General features: G+C 62.0%; 21 protein-coding genes, 1 tRNA gene and 1 pseudogene. 16 read left to right on the forward strand and 7 right to left on the reverse strand.

The genetic code is table 11. The features are described from left to right. Positions 1-13: 13 nt before the first annotated feature. From ruvA to E2H86_RS11775, 12 genes are all read left to right on the forward strand, one after another. Positions 14-631: a Holliday junction branch migration protein RuvA gene (gene ruvA / locus E2H86_RS11720; protein ID WP_133327882.1), complete on the forward strand. Its 618-nt coding sequence runs from the start codon at positions 14-16 to the stop codon at positions 629-631. Further along, complete coding sequence (gene ruvB / locus E2H86_RS11725) at positions 628-1,674, forward strand: Holliday junction branch migration DNA helicase RuvB (protein WP_133327884.1); 1,047 nt, start codon at positions 628-630, stop codon at positions 1,672-1,674. Before ruvA ends, ruvB begins: the two co-directional genes overlap by 4 nt. Before the next feature lie 125 nt (positions 1,675-1,799). Then, positions 1,800-2,252, forward strand: a complete 453-nt coding sequence (gene ybgC, locus E2H86_RS11730; protein WP_133327886.1) for a tol-pal system-associated acyl-CoA thioesterase — start codon at positions 1,800-1,802, stop codon at positions 2,250-2,252. Positions 2,253-2,254: 2 nt separating this feature from the next. Next, the gene (tolQ, locus tag E2H86_RS11735; protein WP_133327888.1) at positions 2,255-2,950 is read left to right on the forward strand and encodes a protein TolQ; all 696 of its coding nucleotides are present in this window, start codon (positions 2,255-2,257) and stop codon (positions 2,948-2,950) included. Between the two features lie 15 nt (positions 2,951-2,965). Then, positions 2,966-3,418 (forward strand): protein TolR, encoded by a 453-nt coding sequence (gene tolR, locus E2H86_RS11740; RefSeq protein WP_133327890.1) that lies wholly within the window; start codon positions 2,966-2,968, stop codon positions 3,416-3,418. Then, positions 3,418-4,494, forward strand: a complete 1,077-nt coding sequence (gene tolA, locus E2H86_RS11745) for a cell envelope integrity protein TolA (RefSeq protein WP_133327892.1) — start codon at positions 3,418-3,420, stop codon at positions 4,492-4,494. The genes tolR and tolA overlap by 1 nt, the downstream gene beginning before the upstream one ends. Before the next feature lie 26 nt (positions 4,495-4,520). Continuing rightward, complete coding sequence (gene tolB, locus E2H86_RS11750) at positions 4,521-5,792, forward strand: Tol-Pal system beta propeller repeat protein TolB (protein WP_397465978.1); 1,272 nt, start codon at positions 4,521-4,523, stop codon at positions 5,790-5,792. A gap of 54 nt (positions 5,793-5,846) precedes the next feature. Continuing rightward, positions 5,847-6,347: a peptidoglycan-associated lipoprotein Pal gene (gene pal / locus E2H86_RS11755; protein WP_043209505.1), complete on the forward strand. Its 501-nt coding sequence runs from the start codon at positions 5,847-5,849 to the stop codon at positions 6,345-6,347. A 6-nt stretch (positions 6,348-6,353) separates the two neighbouring features. After that, positions 6,354-7,166 (forward strand): tol-pal system protein YbgF, encoded by an 813-nt coding sequence (gene ybgF / locus E2H86_RS11760; RefSeq protein WP_133327896.1) that lies wholly within the window; start codon positions 6,354-6,356, stop codon positions 7,164-7,166. A gap of 173 nt (positions 7,167-7,339) precedes the next feature. After that, positions 7,340-7,987 (forward strand): 7-carboxy-7-deazaguanine synthase QueE, encoded by a 648-nt coding sequence (queE, locus tag E2H86_RS11765; RefSeq protein ID WP_133327898.1) that lies wholly within the window; start codon positions 7,340-7,342, stop codon positions 7,985-7,987. Between the two features lie 16 nt (positions 7,988-8,003). Next, on the forward strand, positions 8,004-8,678 hold the full coding sequence (queC, locus tag E2H86_RS11770) for a 7-cyano-7-deazaguanine synthase QueC (RefSeq protein WP_133327900.1): 675 nt from the start codon (positions 8,004-8,006) through the stop codon (positions 8,676-8,678). A gap of 61 nt (positions 8,679-8,739) precedes the next feature. Then, positions 8,740-8,815: transfer RNA gene (locus tag E2H86_RS11775), tRNA-Lys, on the forward strand. Positions 8,816-8,880: 65 nt separating this feature from the next. Here E2H86_RS11775 and E2H86_RS11780 read toward each other — a convergent pair. From E2H86_RS11780 to E2H86_RS11790, 4 genes and pseudogenes are all read right to left on the reverse strand, one after another. Beyond that, a complete protein-coding gene (locus E2H86_RS11780; RefSeq protein WP_133327902.1) occupies positions 8,881-9,840 on the reverse strand; it encodes a cation diffusion facilitator family transporter in 960 nt (319 codons plus the stop codon). Between the two features lie 64 nt (positions 9,841-9,904). Next, positions 9,905-10,660, reverse strand: a complete 756-nt coding sequence (locus tag E2H86_RS26775; protein WP_397465981.1) for a methyl-accepting chemotaxis protein — start codon at positions 10,658-10,660, stop codon at positions 9,905-9,907. A gap of 102 nt (positions 10,661-10,762) precedes the next feature. Continuing rightward, positions 10,763-11,971, reverse strand: a pseudogene (locus E2H86_RS26780) (PDC sensor domain-containing protein); the annotation flags it as partial. Between the two features lie 63 nt (positions 11,972-12,034). After that, positions 12,035-13,387: an APC family permease gene (locus E2H86_RS11790; protein WP_133327906.1), complete on the reverse strand. Its 1,353-nt coding sequence runs from the start codon at positions 13,385-13,387 to the stop codon at positions 12,035-12,037. Positions 13,388-13,939: 552 nt separating this feature from the next. Here E2H86_RS11790 and E2H86_RS11795 point away from each other — a divergent pair. Beyond that, complete coding sequence (locus E2H86_RS11795) at positions 13,940-15,445, forward strand: YdgA family protein (protein ID WP_133327909.1); 1,506 nt, start codon at positions 13,940-13,942, stop codon at positions 15,443-15,445. Positions 15,446-15,667: 222 nt separating this feature from the next. Next, on the forward strand, positions 15,668-16,726 hold the full coding sequence (gene nadA / locus E2H86_RS11800; protein ID WP_133327911.1) for a quinolinate synthase NadA: 1,059 nt from the start codon (positions 15,668-15,670) through the stop codon (positions 16,724-16,726). A 32-nt stretch (positions 16,727-16,758) separates the two neighbouring features. On the opposite strand, the gene E2H86_RS11805 is transcribed toward nadA, so the two are convergent. Continuing rightward, positions 16,759-18,195, reverse strand: coding sequence for a M48 family metalloprotease (locus E2H86_RS11805; RefSeq protein WP_133327913.1), 1,437 nt, complete (start codon positions 18,193-18,195; stop codon positions 16,759-16,761). 118 nt (positions 18,196-18,313) lie between these two features. On the opposite strand from E2H86_RS11805, the gene E2H86_RS11810 reads away from it, so the two are divergent. After that, entirely contained in the window at positions 18,314-18,553 is a 240-nt protein-coding gene (locus E2H86_RS11810) for a sulfurtransferase TusA family protein (protein WP_133327915.1), read from the forward strand. A 20-nt stretch (positions 18,554-18,573) separates the two neighbouring features. Next, positions 18,574-19,644, forward strand: a complete 1,071-nt coding sequence (locus tag E2H86_RS11815) for an AI-2E family transporter (protein ID WP_133327917.1) — start codon at positions 18,574-18,576, stop codon at positions 19,642-19,644. Between the two features lie 33 nt (positions 19,645-19,677). On the opposite strand, the gene E2H86_RS11820 is transcribed toward E2H86_RS11815, so the two are convergent. Next, a complete protein-coding gene (locus E2H86_RS11820) occupies positions 19,678-20,151 on the reverse strand; it encodes a peroxiredoxin (protein ID WP_133327919.1) in 474 nt (157 codons plus the stop codon). Between the two features lie 10 nt (positions 20,152-20,161). Beyond that, complete coding sequence (locus E2H86_RS11825; RefSeq protein ID WP_133327921.1) at positions 20,162-20,722, reverse strand: glycine cleavage system protein R; 561 nt, start codon at positions 20,720-20,722, stop codon at positions 20,162-20,164. Positions 20,723-20,884: the final 162 nt, after the last annotated feature.

Raw genomic sequence — 20,884 nt, forward strand, 5'->3', positions numbered from 1 at the left:
GAAGGATCGGAACGTGATTGGACGTTTGCGCGGCACCCTGGCGGAGAAACAGCCGCCGCACCTGATTATCGACGTCAATGGCGTGGGCTACGAGCTGGAAGTGCCCATGACGACCTTGTATCGCCTGCCCAAGGTCGGCGAACCAGTGACCGTGCATACCCACCTGGTGGTACGCGAGGACGCCCACCTGCTCTACGGTTTCGCCGAAAAACGCGAGCGCGAGCTGTTTCGTGAGCTCATCCGCCTCAATGGGGTGGGGCCGAAACTGGCCTTGGCGCTGATGTCCGGATTGGAAGTCGACGAGCTGGTGCGCTGCGTGCAGGCCCAGGACACCTCGGCCCTGGTGCGTGTGCCCGGCGTCGGCAAGAAAACCGCCGAGCGCCTGCTGGTCGAGCTCAAGGATCGCTTCAAGGCCTGGGAAACCTCTCCGGCCATGTTCACCTTGGTATCCGACGGCCCGCTGCCCGTCAGCAGTGGCTCTACGGCCGAGGCCGATGCGGTCAGTGCCCTGGTATCCCTGGGCTACAAACCGCAAGAGGCCAGCAAGGCCGTGTCGGCGATCAAGGACAAGGCGGGTCTGAGCAGCGAAGAACTGATTCGTCGCAGCCTTAAAGGGATGATTTCCAAGTGATCGAAGCTGACCGCCTGATCGCCGCCAGCGGGCGCGACCGTGAAGAGGTCCAGGACCGGGCTATCCGTCCGCTGCGCCTCGACGAATACATCGGCCAGCCGGTCGTGCGCGAGCAGATGGCGCTGTTCATCCAGGCTGCCCGTGGCCGCAACGAGTCCCTCGACCACACCCTGATCTTCGGCCCGCCCGGCCTTGGCAAGACGACCCTGGCGAACATCATCGCCCAGGAAATGGGTGTTTCGGTCAAGAGTACCTCGGGCCCGATTCTGGAGCGCCCGGGTGATCTGGCGGCGATGCTGACCAACCTCGAGCCCCATGACGTGCTGTTCATCGACGAGATTCACCGTTTGTCTCCGGTGGTCGAGGAGGTGCTGTACCCGGCCATGGAGGACTTTCAGCTCGACATCATGATCGGCGAAGGCCCTGCGGCCCGCTCGATCAAGCTCGACCTGCCGCCGTTCACGCTGGTTGGTGCCACTACCCGTGCCGGTATGCTCACCAATCCGCTGCGCGACCGATTCGGTATCGTCCAGCGCCTGGAGTTCTACAGCAACGCCGACCTTGCCACCATCGTCAGCCGCTCGGCGAACATTCTGGGCCTGGCCATCGAGGATCAGGGCGCCTTCGAGATCGCCCGCCGTGCCCGAGGTACGCCGCGGATCGCCAACCGGCTGCTGCGCCGCGTGCGCGACTATGCCGAGGTGCGGGGCAAGGGTCAGATCACCAAGGCGGTCGCCGACATGGCGCTGAACCTTCTGGATGTCGACGAGCGCGGTTTCGACCACTCCGACCGCCGTCTGCTGCTGACCATGATCGAGAAGTTCGACGGCGGCCCGGTGGGCGTCGACAACCTTGCCGCGGCCATCAGCGAGGAGCGCCATACCATCGAGGATGTGTTGGAGCCTTACCTGATCCAGCAGGGCTACATCATGCGTACCCCACGCGGTCGCGTGGTGACTCGGCATGCCTATCTGCACTTCGGTTTGAATGTGCCCGGTCGCCTGGGCGAAGGGGGAGATTTTTCCGATCAGGGCGATGAATGACAGATCGAAATCGGCTTTTCGTGGTCCTACCGCTGGCATGCCGCAAAGGTGCTGGCAATACGACATTGATGAAGAAAAAACAGTTGCCGCAGCGGATTGGCAATCTGAGGAGTAAGCACTAGAGTATGCGCGCGCAAAAAGGCCTGGAACCGTTCGCTCACCGTTGTCGCGTCTATTACGAAGACACCGATGCGGGCGGCGTGGTGTATTACGTCAACTACCTGAAATTCATGGAGCGCGCGCGCACCGAACGCCTGCGGCACCTGGGCTTTTCCCAGTCGCAGTTGGCCGAGGACAATCTGTTGTTCGTGGTCCATTCCAGCGAGGCGCGCTATCACGCGCCGGCGCGCCTGGACGACGAGCTTCGGGTAACCGCGCAAGTTCTTGAACTCAATCGCGCCAGCCTGCGCTTCGTGCAGCAGGTGTGGCGGGAGAAGGATGAAACGCTGCTTTGCGAAGGGCAGTTCCTGGTGGCCGCCGTGCGCGCCGATACTTTCAAACCCCGAGCCATACCCCCGGAGCTGCGCGACGCCTTTGCGGCAGACGGCTTGGGTACTCAATCGAATGCAGGAGAATAAGCGTGGAAGCTAACGTCGTCGACCATACCTCCATGTGGAGTCTGGTCAGCAATGCCAGCGTGGTAGTGCAGCTGGTGATGTTGACCCTGGTGGCCGCCTCGGTCACCTCATGGATCATGATCTTCCAGCGCAGCACCATGCTGCGCGCCGGTCGTCGAGCGCTGGATGCCTTCGAGGAACGCTTCTGGTCGGGCATCGACCTGTCCAAGCTGTACCGCCAGGCCGGGAGCAATCCGGACCCGGACTCTGGTGTCGAGCAAGTGTTTCGCGCCGGCTTCAAGGAGTTCTCGCGCCTGCGTCAGCAACCGGGCGTCGATCCGGATGCGGTGATGGAAGGCGTTGGCCGTGCCATGCGCGTGGCCATCTCGCGTGAGGAAGAAAAGCTCGAGCAGAGCCTGCCGTTCCTGGCAACCGTGGGTTCGACCAGCCCGTACATCGGCCTGTTCGGTACCGTATGGGGCATCATGAACTCGTTCCGCGGGCTGGCCAGCGCCCAGCAGGCGACCCTGGCCACCGTTGCTCCGGGTATTGCCGAAGCCCTGGTCGCCACTGCCATCGGCCTGTTCGCGGCTATTCCCGCGGTCATTGCCTACAACCGATTCTCCGCACGCAGTGAAGTGCTGATCGGTCGCTACTACACCTTCGCCGACGAGTTCCAGGCGATCCTGCACCGTAAAGTGCACACCAGCGAAGAGTAAGCAGGTATTAACCCCATGGCCCGAGTTCGCCAAAAACGCAAGCCGGTCGCCGAGATGAACGTGGTGCCCTACATCGACGTGATGTTGGTGCTGCTGGTCATCTTCATGGTGACGGCTCCCATGCTCAACCAGGGCGTGAAGGTCGACCTGCCCAAGGTTTCCAGCGAAGCCCTGCCGCAGGACAACAACGTCCAGATCCTCACCATCTCCATCAAGGCCGACAAGACCTACTACTGGAACCTCGGCAGCGAAGTCGATACCGACAAGCAGATGGACAAGGCCATGACCTTGCCGGAAATGACCAGCGCAGTGACCAAGATCATTGCCGCCGGTCGCGACCAGGGCAAGCAGACTCAGGTCTTCATTCGTGGCGACAAGGCTGTCGACTACGGCGCGGTCATGGGTGCCATGGGCGGGTTGCAGAAAGCCGGTGTCGGTAACGTTGGCCTGATTACCGAGGCGCCCTGATGCAACAGCGAGAGCCATCCGCCTCGGAAAGCTACTTCTGGCCCACTGTCTGGGCCATCGGCCTGCATGTGCTGGTGTTCGCAATGCTGTTCGTCAGTTTCGCCATGACGCCGGAGCTGCCGCCTTCCAAGCCGATCGTTCAGGCTACCCTGTATCAGCTCAAGTCCAAGAGCCAGGCGACTACCCAGACCAATCAGAAGATTGCCGGGGAAGCGAAGAAAACCGCCTCGCGCCAGACTGAAGTCGAGCAGCTGGAGCAGAAGAAGGTCGAGCAGGAGGCCATCAAGGCCGCGGAACAAAAGAAGGCCGATGCCGCTCAAAAGGCCGAGCAAGCGCGTGAGGCCGCCGAGGCGAAGAAGGCCGAAGAGGCCGCCAAGGCTGCTGAAGCCAAGAAAGCTGCCGAAGCCAAGAAGGCCGAGGAGGCGAAGAAGGCCGCCGAGAAGCAGCAGGCTGACATCGCCAAGAAAAAAGCCGAGGAGCAGGCCAAGAAAGAGGCCGCCGAAGAAGCCAAGAAACAAGCTGCAGAAGAGGCCAAGAAGAAGGCCGCTGAAGAAGCGAAGAAAAAAGCAGCCGAGGACGCCAAGAAGAAAGCGGCGGCCGAGGAAGCGAAGAAGAAGGCAGCTGAAGAGGCCAAGAAAAAGGCCGCTGCAGATGCCCAGAAGAAAAAGGCACAGGAAGCAGCCCGCAAGGCGGCGGAAGACAAGAAAGCCCAGGCTTTGGCCGAGCTGTTGTCCGACACCACCGAGCGCCAGCAGGCCTTGGCTGACGAGCAGGGTGACCAGGTGGCCGGCGACTTCGACGACCTGATCCGCATGCGCGCCGCCGAAGGCTGGGCACGTCCGCCTTCAGCGCGCAAGGGCATGACGGTAGTCCTGCAGATCAACATGCTGCCGGATGGCACAATCACCAATGTCAGCGTATCGCGCTCCAGTGGCGATGGTCCGTTCGACAGTTCGGCGGTTGCAGCCGTGAGAAACATTGGTCGTTTGACCGAGATGCAGGGCTTGAAACCGAACGAGTTCAATCCGTACCGTTCGTTCAAGATGACATTTACACCTGAGGATCTAGCGTTGTGATTAAACTCCTTCGAGGAATGCTGGTCATGCTCTGCTGCGTGGCTGGCATGGCCATGGCAGAGGAAAAGAACATCCTGGTCACCAGCGGCAGCGATCGGGCCACGCCCATCGCGGTCGTGCCGTTCGGGATGCAGGGTGGCAGCGTGCTGCCGGAAGACATGGCCGATATCATCGGCAACGACCTGCGTAACTCGGGCTATTACTCGCCGATTCCGCGGCAGAACATGATCAGCCAGCCGACCCAGGCCAGCGAAGTGATCTTCCGTGACTGGAAAGCCCTGGGCGCCCAGTACGTGATGGTCGGCAATATCGTGCCTGCGGGCGGCCGGCTCCAGGTGCAGTACGCCTTGTTCAACGTCGCCACCGAGCAGCAAGTGCTGACCGGCAGCGTGACCGGCGGTACCGACCAGTTGCGCGACATGGCGCACTACATTGCCGACCAGTCCTTCGAGAAGCTCACCGGTATCAAGGGCGCGTTCTCCACGCGCATCCTTTATGTCACCGCCGAGCGTTTTTCCGCCAACAACACTCGCTACACCCTGCAGCGTTCGGACTACGACGGCGCACGTGCGGTGACCCTGCTGCAGTCGCGTGAACCGATTCTGTCGCCGCGTTTCGCCCCGGATGGCAAGCGCATCGCCTATGTCTCGTTCGAGCAGAAGCGTCCTCGCATCTTCGTGCAGAACATCGACACCGGTCGTCGCGAGCAGATCACCAACTTCGAGGGGCTCAACGGTGCACCTGCCTGGTCGCCGGATGGTTCGCGCCTGGCGTTCGTGCTGTCCAAGGACGGTAACCCGGACATCTATGTGATGAACATGGGTTCGCGCCAGATCAGCCGTGTCACTGCCGGTCCCGGTATCAACACCGAGCCGTTCTGGGGCAAGGATGGCAACACCCTGTACTTCACCTCCGACCGTGGTGGCAAACCGCAGATCTACAAACAATCGGTCAGCGGGGGTGGTGCCGAGCGTGTGACGTTCGTCGGTAACTACAATGCCAACCCGAAACTTTCGGCCGATGAAAAGACTCTAGTAATGATTCATCGCCAACAAGGTTTCACCAACTTCAAGGTGGCGGCTCAGGACTTGCAGCGCGGAAGTGTAAAGATTCTCTCCGAGACCAGTCTTGATGAGTCTCCCACTGTTGCGCCAAACGGCACCATGCTAATCTACGCCACCCGCCAGCAGGGCCGGGGAGTCTTGATGCTCGTGTCGCTTAATGGACGCGTGAGGCTCCCACTTCCTACCGCTCAAGGCGAAGTCAGAGAACCGTCCTGGTCCCCTTACCTGAACTGATTGCGGCGTAATACGTTTTGCTTAACACACTGGGGTTTCATTAGGAGTTTCACGATGGAAATGCTGAAGTTTGGTAAATTCGCTGCGCTGGCTCTGGCCATGGCCGTAGCTGTAGGTTGCTCCTCGAAGGGCGGCGACAACGCTGGTGAAGGCGCTGCTGTCGATCCGAACGCTGGCTACGGTGCAAACACCGGTGCCGTTGACGGTTCCCTGAGCGAAGAAGCTGCCCTGCGCGCAATCACCACCTTCTACTTCGAATACGACAGCTCGGATCTGAAGCCAGAAGCCATGCGCGCCCTGGACGTTCACGCCAAGGACCTGAAAGCCAACGGCAACCGCGTTGTCCTGGAAGGCCACACCGACGAGCGTGGTACCCGCGAGTACAACATGGCTCTGGGTGAGCGCCGTGCCAAGGCCGTTCAGCGCTACCTGGTTCTGCAGGGCGTTTCCCCTGCTCAGCTGGAACTGGTTTCCTACGGCGAAGAGCGTCCAGTTGCCACCGGCAACGACGAGCAGTCCTGGGCTCAGAACCGTCGCGTAGAACTGCGTAAGTAAGTTCTTATGCGTATGTGCCGTCGTGTTGTAACCGTCCTCGCACTCAGCCTTCCGTTTTCGGCGTGGGCTGCGGTTCCTGTAGTAGATGACAACGCCGGTGGTTATCCGCCGTCGGGTTATGGCACGAGCGGCGCCTATGCCGGGTCAGGGGCTTCGGCCCCTGCCTCTGCACAGGGTCAGCTGTTCATGCAGCTGCAACAGATGCAGGATCAGATCTCCCGCCAGCAGGGCATCATCGAAGAGCTGCAGAACGATGTCGCCCGAATGAAGCAGGAAAACCTGGAGCGTTACCAGGATCTGGATCGTCGCATCAACAGTGGTGGCGCGCCTGCCGCGAACCCTGATAATTCTTCCGCCGGTGGTGCTTCCGATGCCGCCGGTGCAGCAGCAGGTGCCGCCGGCGCCGCTGCCCAACAACCGGCCGCCAGCAGCGAGCCGGGTGATCCGGCGAAAGAGAAGCTCTATTACGATGCTGCTTTCGACCTGATCAAACAGAAAGACTTCGACAAGGCCAGCCAGGCGTTCAATGCCTTCTTGCGCAAATATCCCAATAGCCAGTACGCCGGCAACGCCCAATACTGGTTGGGTGAGGTCAATCTGGCCAAGGGTGACCTGCAAGGCGCCAGCCAGGCCTTCGCTCAAGTCAGCCAGAAGTACCCGAAACACAGCAAGGTGCCTGATTCGCTGTACAAGCTGGCGGACGTGGAGCGTCGCATGGGCCATACCGACAAGGTGAAGGGCATTTTGCAGCAGGTCATTACTCAATACCCTGGCACTTCCGCTGCGCAGTTGGCGCAACGTGATCTGCAAAAACTCTGAGTTTGTAGGAAAGAGTTAAGCCATTTGAAAGAAACCCGCGCTTGTCGCGGGTTTTTTCGTTAGAATCTGTGCCCTTTTTGTTCAACACGCTGCCCCGGATAACGCGATGTCGAGTCTGGGGTGGTGCCTGACGGAGGCGGACAGCCTGTTTAGCTGTCACGCCCGTGGCGATCATGCAAGATACATTACGCATCACCGAAGTCTTTTACTCGTTGCAGGGTGAAACACGAACGGCGGGGCTGCCCACGGTATTCGTGCGCCTCACCGGTTGCCCCCTGCGCTGCCAATACTGCGACAGCGCGTATGCGTTCAGTGGCGGCACTTTACGTACCCTCGACTCGATCCTCGAGCAGGTGGCCAGCTTCAAGCCGCGCTACGTCTGCGTCACCGGTGGTGAGCCACTGGCTCAGCCGAATGCGTTGCCACTCCTGCAGCGTTTGTGCGACGCCGGCTACGAAGTGTCACTGGAAACCAGTGGTGCGCTCGATATCGCCGGCACCGATGTGCGCGTCAGCCGTGTGCTCGACCTCAAGACCCCTGGGTCGGAAGAGTCGCACCGCAACCGCTACGAGAACATCGAGTTGCTGACCCGCAACGACCAGGTCAAGTTCGTCATCTGTTCGCGCGAAGACTACGACTGGGCAGTGTCCAAGCTGATCCAGTACAACCTGGCCGAGCGCGCGGGTGAGGTACTGTTCTCGCCGAGCCATCATCAGGTGAGCGCTACCGACCTGGCCGACTGGATCGTCGCCGACAACCTGCCCGTCCGTCTGCAGCTGCAGTTGCACAAGCTGCTGTGGAACGACGAACCCGGACGTTGATTGAGAGTAAACAGACATGACTGAGAAACGCGCGGTAATCCTGCTGTCCGGTGGCCTCGACTCGGCTACTGTCGTCGCCATGGCCAAGGCCGAAGGCTACAGCTGCTACACCATGAGTTTCGACTATGGCCAGCGTCATCGTGCCGAGTTGAACGCTGCGGCCCGTGTGGCCCGTGACCTGGGTGTAGTCGAGCACAAGGTGATCGGTCTGAACCTCGACGGCATCGGTGGCTCGGCCTTGACCGACAGCAGCATCGATGTGCCGGAGACGCCGGGCGATGGGATTCCCGTGACCTATGTTCCGGCGCGAAACACCGTGTTCCTGTCTCTGGCCCTGGGCTGGGCTGAGGTGCTGGAGGCGCGTGATATCTTCATCGGCGTAAACGCCGTGGATTACTCCGGTTATCCCGACTGCCGCCCTGAATTCGTCGAAGCGTTCGAACGCATGGCCAATCTTGCCACCAAGGCTGGCGTGGAAGGACAGGGCTTCCGTATCCAGGCGCCGCTGCAGAACATGAGCAAGGCTCAGATTGTCCAGGCCGGCCTGGCACGAGGCGTCGATTACAGCCTCACCGTTTCGTGCTATCAGGCCGATGACGAAGGCCGTGCCTGTGGTAAATGCGACAGCTGCCGCCTGCGCGCCGAAGGCTTCAAGGCCGCCGGCGTGGAGGACCCAACACGTTATTTTTGAAAAAATTGCCTGTGAAGTGTTGATTTCCCGTTAGAAATCAGTATTATACGCGCCATCCAACGGGTCGTTAGCTCAGTTGGTAGAGCAGTTGGCTTTTAACCAATTGGTCGTAGGTTCGAATCCTACACGACCCACCATATGCAGTAAGTCAAAGCCCGCGACCGGTAACGGTGGCGGGCTTTTTCGTTGCTGCTCGGGCCGTTTACTCGGCCCATTCCGGGTCGCCCGTGAACACCACGGTCAGCCAGCGATTAGGCCCTTCGCCGCCCACCGCCTCGCCGACTTCGTCGCGCAGTGCGTCCCATTCCTCGATGCTCTTGGCGCCCATGCTCTTGGGTACGATGAAGTACAGCTCGATCTCGCGCGAGCGGCCAACCTTGGCCACATAAGCGCGATACGACTGCAAGCCGTGGCGGGCGACGAAAGCGCGGGCGACTTCGTCGACGTGGACTTTCAGGTCGCCGGGAGTGACCAGGAATATTTCCGACAGCGCTTGGCGCACCACTGATAACGGCAGGGGAATGATCACCAGGCAGACCAGTGCCAGAACGGCTGGGTCGATGTAGGGCGACATCCACTCCCATGGCGTGCCCTGCACGGCATAGCCAAAGCAGAAGGCAATCAGCAGCGCGGCGGTGATGCTGGCCGACATCACCCAGCCCTTGACGTCCATGCTCACGAAATCCGAGCGCAGCTTGCGGTTGGCACGTGCTTCGATCACGGCGATGGTCACGCAGGCGATCACGGTGAGCACTGCATAGCCAATGGCAATGCCGAACTCCAGGTGACGACCGCCTTCGAGTACGCTGGCGATGGCGTTGATCAGCGCGTAGATGGCCACACCGCTGAGCAGGATGCCATTGAGCGCCAGTACCATAGGTTCAAGGTGCCAGAAGCCCATGGTGAAGCGTTCGCGCAGCTTGCGCGACAGATGCAGGCTGGTGGTGTGCGAGGTGATCAGGCGTACCACCACCAGCGACAGACCGCTCATGCTGGCATCGACCAGCGAATAGACGCCGTCGAAGACGATCGAGAACGAGCCGGACGCGAGGCCGAAGCCGATGCCGATGGTGGCGATGAATAGGGTCACGGCGATCGAGGTGCGCAGCAGACCCTGCTCGCTGGCGATGTCGAAGAAGGGCGGTTTGCGGGTTGTTTCCATGGGTAGAACTCGGTGAGAAGGTAGATTGCCGGTGCCTGCGAAGCAGGCGCCCTGGCTTTACAGGCTAGACGCGAAACTGCTCCATCAATGCCTGTTGCTGGTTGGCCAGGCGATTCAGGGCCTGGCTGATACGCGCCGATTCGTCGGCCTGACCGGACAGCGCCTCGGTCACGTCGCGGATACCTGCCACGTTGCGGTTCACTTCCTCGGCCACGGCGCTTTGTTCCTCGGCGGCCGAGGCGATCTGCAAGTTCATGTCACTGATCACTGTCACGGCTTCGCCGATGCGCTGCAGCGCCGGGACCGCCTGTTCCATGCGCGTGGCGCTGTCCTGTGCCTGGCGTTGACCCTCGTGCATGGCACCGACCACGTCCTGTGTACCTTGCTGCAGGCCTTCTATCACCTGACGAATCTCACCTACCGATACCTGGGTGCGCTGGGCCAGGCTACGGACTTCGTCGGCGACCACGGCGAAGCCACGGCCTGCCTCACCGGCTCGAGCGGCTTCGATGGCGGCATTGAGCGCCAGCAGGTTGGTCTGCTCGGCGATTGCACGGATCACCTCCAATACCGAGCCGATCTGTTCGCTGCGGCTTTCCAGGGCGCGGGCTTCGGTCATGGCGTTGCTCATGTCGACAGCCAGTCGATCGATGCTTTGGCGGGTACTGGCGATCAGTTGCAGGCCTTCGCGGCTGGCCTGGTCGGCGCCTCTTGCAGCCTGGGCCGCCTGCGCGGCGTTGTGGGCGACATCCTGGGCGGTGGCGCTCATCTCGTTGGCGGCGGTGGCCACTTGTTCGATCTCGCGCTGCTGTTGTTGCATGCCGCTACTCGTCTGGCTGGCGATGGCTGCAGACTGATCGGCGGTGCCGCGGGCATCCTGCAGCGAGCTTTTCACTTGGGCAATCACCGGCTGCAGTTTGTCGAGAAAACGGTTGAACCAGCCGGTCAGTTGCCCGAGTTCATCCACGCGTGCGTAGTCCAGGCGTCGGGTCAGGTCGCCCTCGCCGCTGGCGATGTCCTGCAACCTTGCAGCCACGGCGAGGATTGGCCGGGTCACGCCCCGGGCGGTCAGCCAGACCAGCAGCAGCCCGAGCACCGCGGCGCCCAGGCCGATCAGCAGGCTGGTGAGGTTGGCGTTCTGATTGTGCGTGTCGAGCCGCTGATTGAGGGCCCGCGCGGGTGCTTGCAGGACAGCCTCCGGCACTTCCAGCAGCACCTGCCAGGGCGTTGCGCCCGGTATTGGCGCAAAGGCACGGGCGACACGCAGCGTGTCTGGCGCGATGCCCTGATCCAGCGGTTTGCCCAGGCGGCTGGCATCACGGCTGTGCCCTGCCAGCAAGCCGGTAGGACTGGCGATGCTGACCTGGCCCTGACCGTCGAACAGTTGCTGGCGCCCCTCGAGGCTGACTTGCTGCAGATTGGCAAGGCCAATGTCCACGCCGACCACGCCGACCACCTTGCCTTGCTCCAGCAGGGGCAGGGCGATGCTGGTCATCAGGACCTGACGGCCATTGACCTCGTCAAGGTACGGTTCCACTACGCAGGTCGCGGCGGTCTCTTCAGGGCAGGTCAGCCAGCGATTTCCGGGAATGCCGTTGCTGCCCAGGGTGGCGTCGGCCAGCATCGATTCAGGCATCGCCTCCTGTTCCAGGGTGCCGGGGCTGGGCTGCGACCAATACAGCGAGAAGCGCCCGCTGTCGTTGCTGCCGACGCTTGCCTGACCGACGAACCGACTGTCCTGATGATCCAGTGCGTTGGCTTGGAAGACCACGTACAGCCCGATGATTGCTGGATTGCCCGCCAGACTGGCGCGGGCCTCGCGGGTCAATTCTGCGCGCAGGTCGTCGCTCCCTTTGGCCTTGAGCACCTGGACCAAGTGGGCGAAACCATTGCTGTACTGGTAGGCGTCCATGAAGTAACGCTGCACCCGCAGGGCCTGGACTTCGGCCTGTGCCTGCAAACGCAGGCGTGCGCTCCGGTCGAGCATTTCGGTATTGGCCTGGTTGACCAGAGCAGCGCTGCGCACCGACTGAAGCAGCGAGGTGGCGACCAGCAGGGCGACGATGGCCAGCAGGCATAGGCCGGCGAGCAGGGTGATCTTCCACTGGATGGAGAGGCGACGCAGCGGCATGGGCTTTCCTTTTCGATCAATGACAACGCCCGCGTTCAGGCGGGCGTTGTTCGGTGGCAGGGGTCAGTCAGCCAGGCAGTTCGGGGGGGCGACCCGGAATGCCTTGGTCAGCCAGGCCAGGTACAGCAACCCGAGGGCAGCCCAGAGACCGCCGAACATCAGCGAATGCTCGTTGAGGTCGAGCCACAGCGAGGCGATGATGCAGAAGCCGATGGTGGGCAACACCAGGTACTTGACGTGGTCGGCGAAGCCGTTGCGGTTGCCTTCGCGCAGATAGCAGTGGGTGATGACCGACAGGTTGACGAAGCTGAAGGCCACCAGTGCGCCGAAGTTGATGATCGAGGTGGCCGTGACCAGGTCGAAGAAGATCGCCGACAGCGACACCAGGCCGACCACCGCAATGTTCACCACCGGTGTCTTGAAGCGCGGATGCAGCCGGGCGAACACACCGCTCGGAATCACATTGTCGCGACCCATCACATACAGCAGGCGCGAGACGCTGGTCTGCGACGCCAGGCCCGAAGCGATGGTGTTGATCACCGTGCAGGCGATGAAGATCGACTGGAACAGCTTGCCGCCCACGTACAGGGCGATTTCCGGCAGGGCCGCTTCCTGATCATGGAAGCGAGCCATGGTCGGGAAGTATGCCTGGATGAAGTACGACACCAGGATGAACACCACGCCGCCGATCAGGGCGGTGAGGAAGATGGCCCGTGGAATCGTCTTGCCTGGGTCGCGGGTTTCTTCCGACAGGCAGGTGACCGCGTCGAAGCCCAGGAACGAGAAGCAGAGAATCGTCGCGCCAGCGGCGAGGGCGGCGAACTGGGTCTGGTCATCGGCGAACGGGATCATGCTCCAGGTAGTGGCCAGCCCTTCGCCTTGATCCAGACCACGTACGCAGAGGTAGATGAACACCGCGATGATTGCCACCTGGACAATCACGAACAGCAGGTTGAAGTGTGCAACCAGGTTGATACTGCGCATGTTGATCAGGCTGATCAGCGTGACGAAGCCCGCTACCCACATCCACTCCGGCACTTCGGGGAACATGGCGGACAGGTAAAGCTTGGCCAGCAGGGCATTGACCATCGGCAGCAGCAAGTAGTCCAGCAGCGACGACCATCCGACCAGGAAGCCCACATGCGGGTTGATGGCACGCTGGGTGTAGGTGTAAGCCGATCCAGATTGCGGGAAGCGGCGCACCAAGGTGCCGTAGCTCACGGCGGTGAACAGGATGCCGACCAGGGCCAGGATATAGGCGCTGGGCACATGACCGGCTGTGATCCCGGAGACGATGCCGAAAGTGTCGAAGACGGTCATCGGCGTAAGGTAGGCCAGGCCGATGATCACCACGTGCCACAGGCGCAGGGATTTGCGGAACTGGGTGTTGTCCGGAGCGCTGTGGTCAAGCTGCATGCTGGCGCGGCTCCTGAACGTAGGCGTGGACGGCGGGCGTGCTGAGCTGCGCATGCGGCAAGGGCGAGCGGATGGGCTCCATGTTGTTCACCTTTTTTGTTGGAGCTGAGTTAGGCGCGAGCAGCGCGCCCGTGTCGGGGTCCGGCGGGATGGTGCTAGGAGGGCGAAGCGAGCGGATAGGGCTGTTTGGGCATCATCGTGGCGCGACTGTTTTTCTTGGTGGATCGGGCGCTGTGCAAAGTGATGAAAATAAAAAACGATGGGCCGATCCGTGTCAAGTTAAACATGACAAGATGTTGCAATACTGAAATATTTATCGGCTGAAGGCTTGATTTGTTCGATATTTCTGCGTTTTTTTGCGATTTTGAACGATTCGAGTGTCCGTTAAAATTTACGATGCGGAATTGTGCCGTATCCGATGTCGGGCGATTCCCAAATGGCTGCTTTGCGCTGCCCGGCCACCACTGCACGTTCGCGAGGGTGATATTCTTCCAGCCCCACGTGGCAACCCGGCTGTGTGGAAGCCCCTACGGACAGCAATCGGTTCTATTCATGAAGAAATCAATCCGCATTCTTTCCGGCCTGGCCGTCGCCATCGCCGTCGCAACCACCGCTGGCGCCTGGTACACCGGCAAGCAGCTGCCCGCAGAGCTCGAACGCTCCATCGCGGGCGTCAACCAGGACATGCGTCGGGCGCTGGTCGGTGTCGGTGGCAGTGTGACGTTCGAACTCGCCTCGTTGGATCAGCACTTTTTCACCAGCACGGCGCACTACCGCGTCAAAGTCGATGACATCCCGCTACAGGACGGCCAGACGCTCGATTTCGAAGTGGGCGTGATCGATCAGATCGAACACGGCCCGTTCCCCTGGTCGCGGGTCAAGGCATTCAAGCTGCTGCCAGTGCTGGCCACCAGCAACAGCGCATTGGAAAAAGACGACACGACCGCCGCCTGGTTCGAAGCCGCGGGCGGGCAGGCGCCACTGTCGGCGCAGACCAGCCTGGGCTTCGATGGCAGCGTCGACAGCGACATGCAGGTGGCACCGGTAAGCATTCAGGATGATACCGGCACCCGCATCGAATTCTCCGGCATGCACCTGCAGGCCTCCGAGGACCGGGAAGGGGCGTCGACCTTCAAGGGTGGCGCCGACAGCTTCGTATTCAAGCTGGTGGGCGCCGATCATCCCCCGGCTACCCTCGAACTCAAAGGCCTGAAAGTCGACGGCAAGCTGGCCACGACCCAGTACGATGCCGTATATGTGGGCAACGTCGACCTCCACCTGGGTGAAGCCAAGGCCACCTTGGGGCCCAAGCAACAGGTGCTGCTGCTCAAGGGGCTGGAGCAGAATGCCTCGCAGGCGTTTGATGGTGCCGAAACCCTGGGTGGGCGGGTGGACTACAAGATCGCCGACATCAGCTGGGATGATCACGCGGTCGGCAGCATGCAGATGGGCGTCAGTCTGCAGTCGCTCAATGCGCCGGCATTGCAAGCGCTATCGCAGTGGTACCAGGTCCATCAGCATGAGTTCGAGCAGGCTGCCGCCGCTGGTCAGCCGTTCCCCGAGATCGACATGGGCGCGGAAGAAAAGGCCCGCTTCCACAGCGACCTGCACAAGCTGTTGGCGGCGAAACCGAAAATGGCGATCGACAATTTCTCGCTGAAAACCGCCAATGGCGAAAGCCGCTTCAACCTGGGAATGGACTTCGCCAGCCCGACTTCCTTCGACCTGCCAGCCGATCAGTTGGCCAAGCAGTTGATTACCCAGGTGAAGAGCCAGTTGACCCTGTCCAAGCCAATGATCGGCGACCTCGCCACGCTGCGAGCTCTCGTGCAGGGACAGAGCGATGCGCAGACCATTGCCCAGCAAGCCGGCCAGGCCGGCGAGATGGTCGGCATGTTGGCGGTGCAGAGTGGCATGGCGACCGTTCAGGGCAGCGATGTGGTGTCCAGCCTGCACTATGCCGATGGCATGGTCGATTTCAACGGCAAGAAGATGACCCTGGACGAGTTCGTCGCGCTGCTCAACGCCCACGTGGCAGCGCTGCAGCCGCAGGGTTGATGTTCTGATCCCATGGCGGCCCTCTCGTTGGCGGGCCGCTACCGGGTGTATAAAAACCGCTTTTGAATTCCCTCGATTGTCTGTAGCCTTCGGCCTCCGATAATAATCCGTGCCCGCAGAGGGCCGTGATGGCGCGCCAGCCGTCCGGCACCCCTAGCCGATCTGTCAGGGCCGGGTGGTACACTCGACAGACGCGCATGCGCGCCCGCAGGTCCAGCGATCATGACCCAGATTTCCGAACGCCTTTTGGTTCAGGCGCATCTTGACGCCAAGCAGCCCAATCCGCTGACCGCCGAGCAGGAGGCCGATTACCGTGCGGCGATCGCTGCCGAGCTCAAGGCGCAAAACGCTGTGCTGGTAGCCCACTACTATTGCGACCCGGTCATCCAGGCGCTCGCCGAGGAAACCGGCGGTTGCGTGTCCGACTCCCTGGAAATGGCCCGCTTTGGCAAGAACCATCCCGCCGAAACGGTGATCGTCGCTGGCGTGCGGTTCATGGGCGAGACCGCCAAGATCCTCACCCCCGAGAAGCGCGTGCTCATGCCCACCCTGGAAGCGACTTGCTCGCTCGACCTGGGCTGCCCGGTAGAAGAGTTCTCGGCCTTCTGTGACAAGCACCCCGAGCGCACCGTGGTGGTCTACGCCAATACCTCGGCAGCGGTCAAAGCCAGGGCCGACTGGGTGGTGACCTCCAGCTGTGCGCTGGAAATCGTCGAAAGCCTGATGGACAACGGCGAGACCATCATCTGGGGGCCCGACCAACACCTGGGTCGTTACATCCAGAAGCAGACTGGCGCCGACATGTTGTTGTGGGACGGAGCCTGCATCGTCCACGAAGAATTCAAGTCGCGCCAGCTGGCGGACATGAAGGCGCTGTATCCGGACGCGGCGATCCTCGTCCACCCCGAATCGCCGGAAGCGGTCATCGAGCTGGCCGATGCAGTGGGTTCGACCAGTCAGCTGATCAAGGCGGCGCAGACTCTGCCGAACAAGACCTTCATCGTCGCCACCGATCGCGGCATCTTCTACAAGATGCAGCAGCTGTGCCCGGACAAGGTGTTCGTCGAAGCGCCTACGGCGGGGAACGGCGCGGCCTGCCGCAGTTGTGCGCATTGCCCATGGATGGCGATGAATACCCTGGAGCGGGTGCTCGATTGCCTGCGCAAGGGCAGCAACGAGATCTTCGTCGATCCTGCACTGGTACCCAAGGCGATCAAGCCACTCAATCGCATGCTCGACTTTACCCTGGCAGCGCGCCTGAAGTTGTCGGGTAACGCCTGATACCGTTGGGGCCGCTGGGCGGCCCACACGGTCTACCGTCCCATCAGGTCCCGCACCATTCGCTGCTGTTCCATGATTTCCCGTTGGCGCTGGTCGATCTGCGATGCCAGCGGGAAGTTGCCCCCTGCCCGACGTTTGGCGTAATCCAGTTGTTGGATCGCCTGGTCGAAGTCGCCCACCAGCGTGAAGTATTCGGCCCGTGCCCGGTGCAGCCCGATGGTATTGCCCGACAGGCCCCGAACTTCTGCCACGTCGTACCACACGTCCGGGTCGTCAGGTCGGCTCTTGAGCAGGTCGTCGAGTACCTTTTCCGCCTCTGCCGGTTTGTTCTGCTTGACCAGCAGGTCCGCTCGCACCTGTTTGAGAGGGTAGTTGTTCGGGTACAGCCCGCGCATGCGCTCGGCACGTTGCATGGCGTCGGCCAGGCGGTTGTTGGTAATGTCCAGGTCGATCTGCGCCAGGTTGTAGGTGATGTCGTTTGGCGCTGCGGCGAGCAGCGGCTTGAGATTCTCCCGGGCTTCGTTGAGCTGGCCGCCCTTGATCTGTGCCAGTGCCAGGCCGTAGCGGGCGGCATCGAGCTTGGGGTTTTCGTCGAGCTGCGCGCGGAAGCGCTTGGCGGCGAGGCCCGGCGTGCCTTCGTAGGTGAGGGCCACGCGGGCGCGGATCAGTTGGTAGCGCTGGCTGTCCTCGATGCCACCCTTGGGAGCCTGCTCGGCGCGGTTGCGGGTGTCGGCGATACGCGATTCGGTGACCGGGTGAGTCAGCAGAAACTCCGGTGGCTTGGCGTCATAGCGGTATTGCCGGGCCAGACGCTCGAACATGGTCGGCATGTTACGTGGGTCGTAGCCAGCGCGTTCGAGGTTCTGGATGCCGATACGGTCGGCCTCTTGCTCATTCTGCCGCGAAAATCGCCGCTGCTCCTGAATCGCCGCCGCCTGGGTGCCGGCGATCACACCGATACCGGCATCGCCACCACCACCGGCAGCCAGCACGATGCCGGCCAGCAACGCCGCCATCATCGGCAGTTGCATGCGCTGTTGGGCCTCGACGCCGCGGGCGAAGTGGCGTTGCGACAGGTGCGCCAGTTCGTGGGCCAGGACCGAGGCGTACTCGCCTTCGGTCTGGGCGTTGAGGAACAGGCCGCCGTTGACCCCGACGATGCCGCCAGGGGCGGCGAAGGCGTTGAGCTCACGGCTGTCGATGAGGATGAATTCCAGGCGCCGATCCTGCAGTTGGCTGGTCTCGGCCAGTTTGTATACGCTGGTTTCGACGTAGTCCTTGAGCTGCGGATCGTTCAGCTGGTTGACCTGCCCGCGCAGCAGGCTCAGCCAGGCTCGGCCTAGCTGGTGTTCCTGTTGCGGCGAAACGATCGCGGAACTGGCGTCACCCAGGGACGGCAGGTCGTCGGCATGGCCGGGGAGGGCCATCAGGCAGGCCAGCGTCAACAGGGTAGGGCGCAGTAGATTCATGCGTGAAGCTCGCGTCGGATCAAAGCCACTACTGTAGCCCGCTCGCACCTTGGGGACCAGTGGCGCTATCCTAGCGAGCCTGAAAGCCGACTGGCTTGTTCGCCTGTGGAGATCTGTAATGAGTGATACCCCGACCTGCGACGCCGAACTCGACGCCAGCGGGCTCAACTGCCCCCTGCCGCTGCTCAAGGCGAAGATGGAACTCAATCGCCTGGCCAGCGGCGCGGTGCTCAAGGTAACCGCTACCGACGGCGGCTCGCAGCGCGATTTCCGCACTTTCGCCAAGCTCTCCGGTCATACCCTGCTGCATGAAACCGCCGAGGCCGGCACCTACACCTACTGGCTGCGCAAGGCCTGAGCCCCAACCAAGGATCGTCAATGTTCAAAGTGCTTCGCGACTGGATGCAGCGCTACTTCTCCGACGAGGAGGCAGTGGTGCTGGCAGTGTTGCTGGCGGTGGCGTTCACCGTGGTCCTCACCCTGGGCGGCATGCTCGCGCCCGTGCTGGCGGGTATGGTCCTGGCGTTCCTGATGCAGGGTTTGGTCAATGCCCTGGAGCGGCTGCGCATTCCTACTCGAGTCGCGGTGGTGGTGGTATTCGCCCTGTTCGTCGGGGCGCTGGCGGTGTTCATGCTGGTGCTGGTGCCGTTACTCTGGCATCAGTTGATCACCCTGTTCAACGAACTGCCCGGGATGCTCGGCAAGTGGCAGTCGCTGCTGTTGCTGTTACCGGAGCGGTACCCGCACCTGGTTTCGGACGAGCAGGTCCTGCATGCCATCGAATCGGTGCGCGGGGAGATCGGCAAGTTCGGCCAATGGGCGTTGACCTTTTCCTTGTCGAGCCTACCGCTGCTGGTCAACGCGATGATCTACCTGGTGCTGGTGCCGATCCTGGTGTTCTTCTTCCTCAAGGACCGTGAACTGATCGGGCGTTGGGTCAGTGGCTACCTGCCACGCCAGCGCGCCTTGCTCAACCGAGTGGGCAGCGAGATGAATCGGCAGATTGCCAACTACATCCGCGGTAAGGGCATCGAGATCCTGATTTGCGGGATCGCCACCTACATCGCCTTCATCAGTCTGGGGCTCAACTATGCCGCCTTGCTGGCGTTGCTGGTCGGGCTTTCGGTGGTGGTGCCGTACGTCGGGGCGGTGGTGGTAACCGTGCCGGTGACTTTGATCGCCCTGTTCCAGTGGGGCTGGGGCGACCAGTTCATCTACTTGATGACCGTGTACGCGATCATCCAGGCGCTCGATGGCAACGTGCTGGTACCGCTGCTGTTCTCCGAGGCGGTGAGCTTGCATCCGGTGGCGATCATCTGCGCAGTGCTGCTGTTCGGCGGGCTATGGGGGTTCTGGGGGATTTTCTTCGCCATCCCGCTGGCGACGCTGATCAAGGCGGTGCTCGATGCCTGGCCGAGGCAGGAGCCTAGCGTTTCGCCGTTGCTCTGAATGAAAAGGGGCCGCGTTGCGGCCCCATCGCTCTCAAGCCTTGTTCAGGGCTTGCGCCGCTTCCAGCACCGCATCGACATGCCCCGGCACCTTCACTCCGCGCCATTCCTGGCGCAGCACGCCATTCTTGTCGATCAGGAAGGTGCTGCGGTCGACGCCCATGTACTCCTTGCCATACAGCTTCTTCAGCTTGATCACGTCGAACAGTTGGCACAGAGCCTCGTCCTTGTCGCTGATCAGCTCGAAGGGGAAGCCCTGCTTGGCCTTGAAGTTCTCGTGCGACTTCAGGCCATCGCGGGAGACACCGAACACCACGGTGTTGGCCGCCTCGAAGGCCGCGTGCTGGTCACGGAAGCCCTGGCCTTCGGTGGTGCAGCCCGGGGTGCTGTCCTTGGGGTAGAAGTACAGCACCACCTGGCGGCCCTTGAGTTCAGCGAGGCTCACGGCTTGGCCGCTGGTGGCCTGGGCCTGGAAGTCGGCGACGGGTTGGTTCAGTTCTACGGCCATGGTGGCTTCCTTACACGGGGTTCTGTGGGCGCCAGGGTTCGATCAGCGCGTCCAGGTTCAGGGCGTCGGCGAAGTCGAGGAACTGGTCGCGCAGCCAGCTGATCTGGGTGCCTGCCGGCAGGATCACGGTGAACTGGGCGTTGAGCATGCTGCTACCGGTCTGCGGCGCCAGATAGGTATCGCAGGTCATCGCCTCGAGCTCGACGCGGTGGTCGAGGAAGAACTGGCACAGCTCGTTGATGATGTCCGGTCGGTAGGCGGCGCTGACGTAGGCCACGTAGGGCAGGGCTTGGGGGCGGACTTCCTGGTCGGCGCTGCGCACTACGTCGAGGGTCAGGCCATGCTTCTTGCCCAGGCCCGGCAGGGTGGACTCCAGACGCGCAAGGGCGTCCCAGCTACCGCCGACCTGCAGTACCAGCGCGCTGGTCTCGCCGTGGCGGCTCAGGCGCGAGGTAATGACCGCGCAGCGGTTTTCGAACGCAGCACGGCTGAGGACGTTGGCCAGTTCCATGGGGTTCGGCCCCAAGGCACTGATGACGAGAAATTGTTCGCGGACGGTGGGGGTGGACATGCAGCATTCCTAAAGCGATGAGCGGTCGGCGCAGGACGGGCGAAAGCCTCCAGTCGGCAGGGCCCGGGGCTCGCATGCGAGGGGGAGGACGCTGGCCCGGAGCGGGGTCGACGGCCCGGCGGGCCGCGCTGCACCGATCAAAGGATCAAGGGTAGCGAAATA

Source organism: Pseudomonas putida (assembly GCF_004357765.1).
Lineage (GTDB): Bacteria > Pseudomonadota > Gammaproteobacteria > Pseudomonadales > Pseudomonadaceae > Aquipseudomonas > Aquipseudomonas putida_U.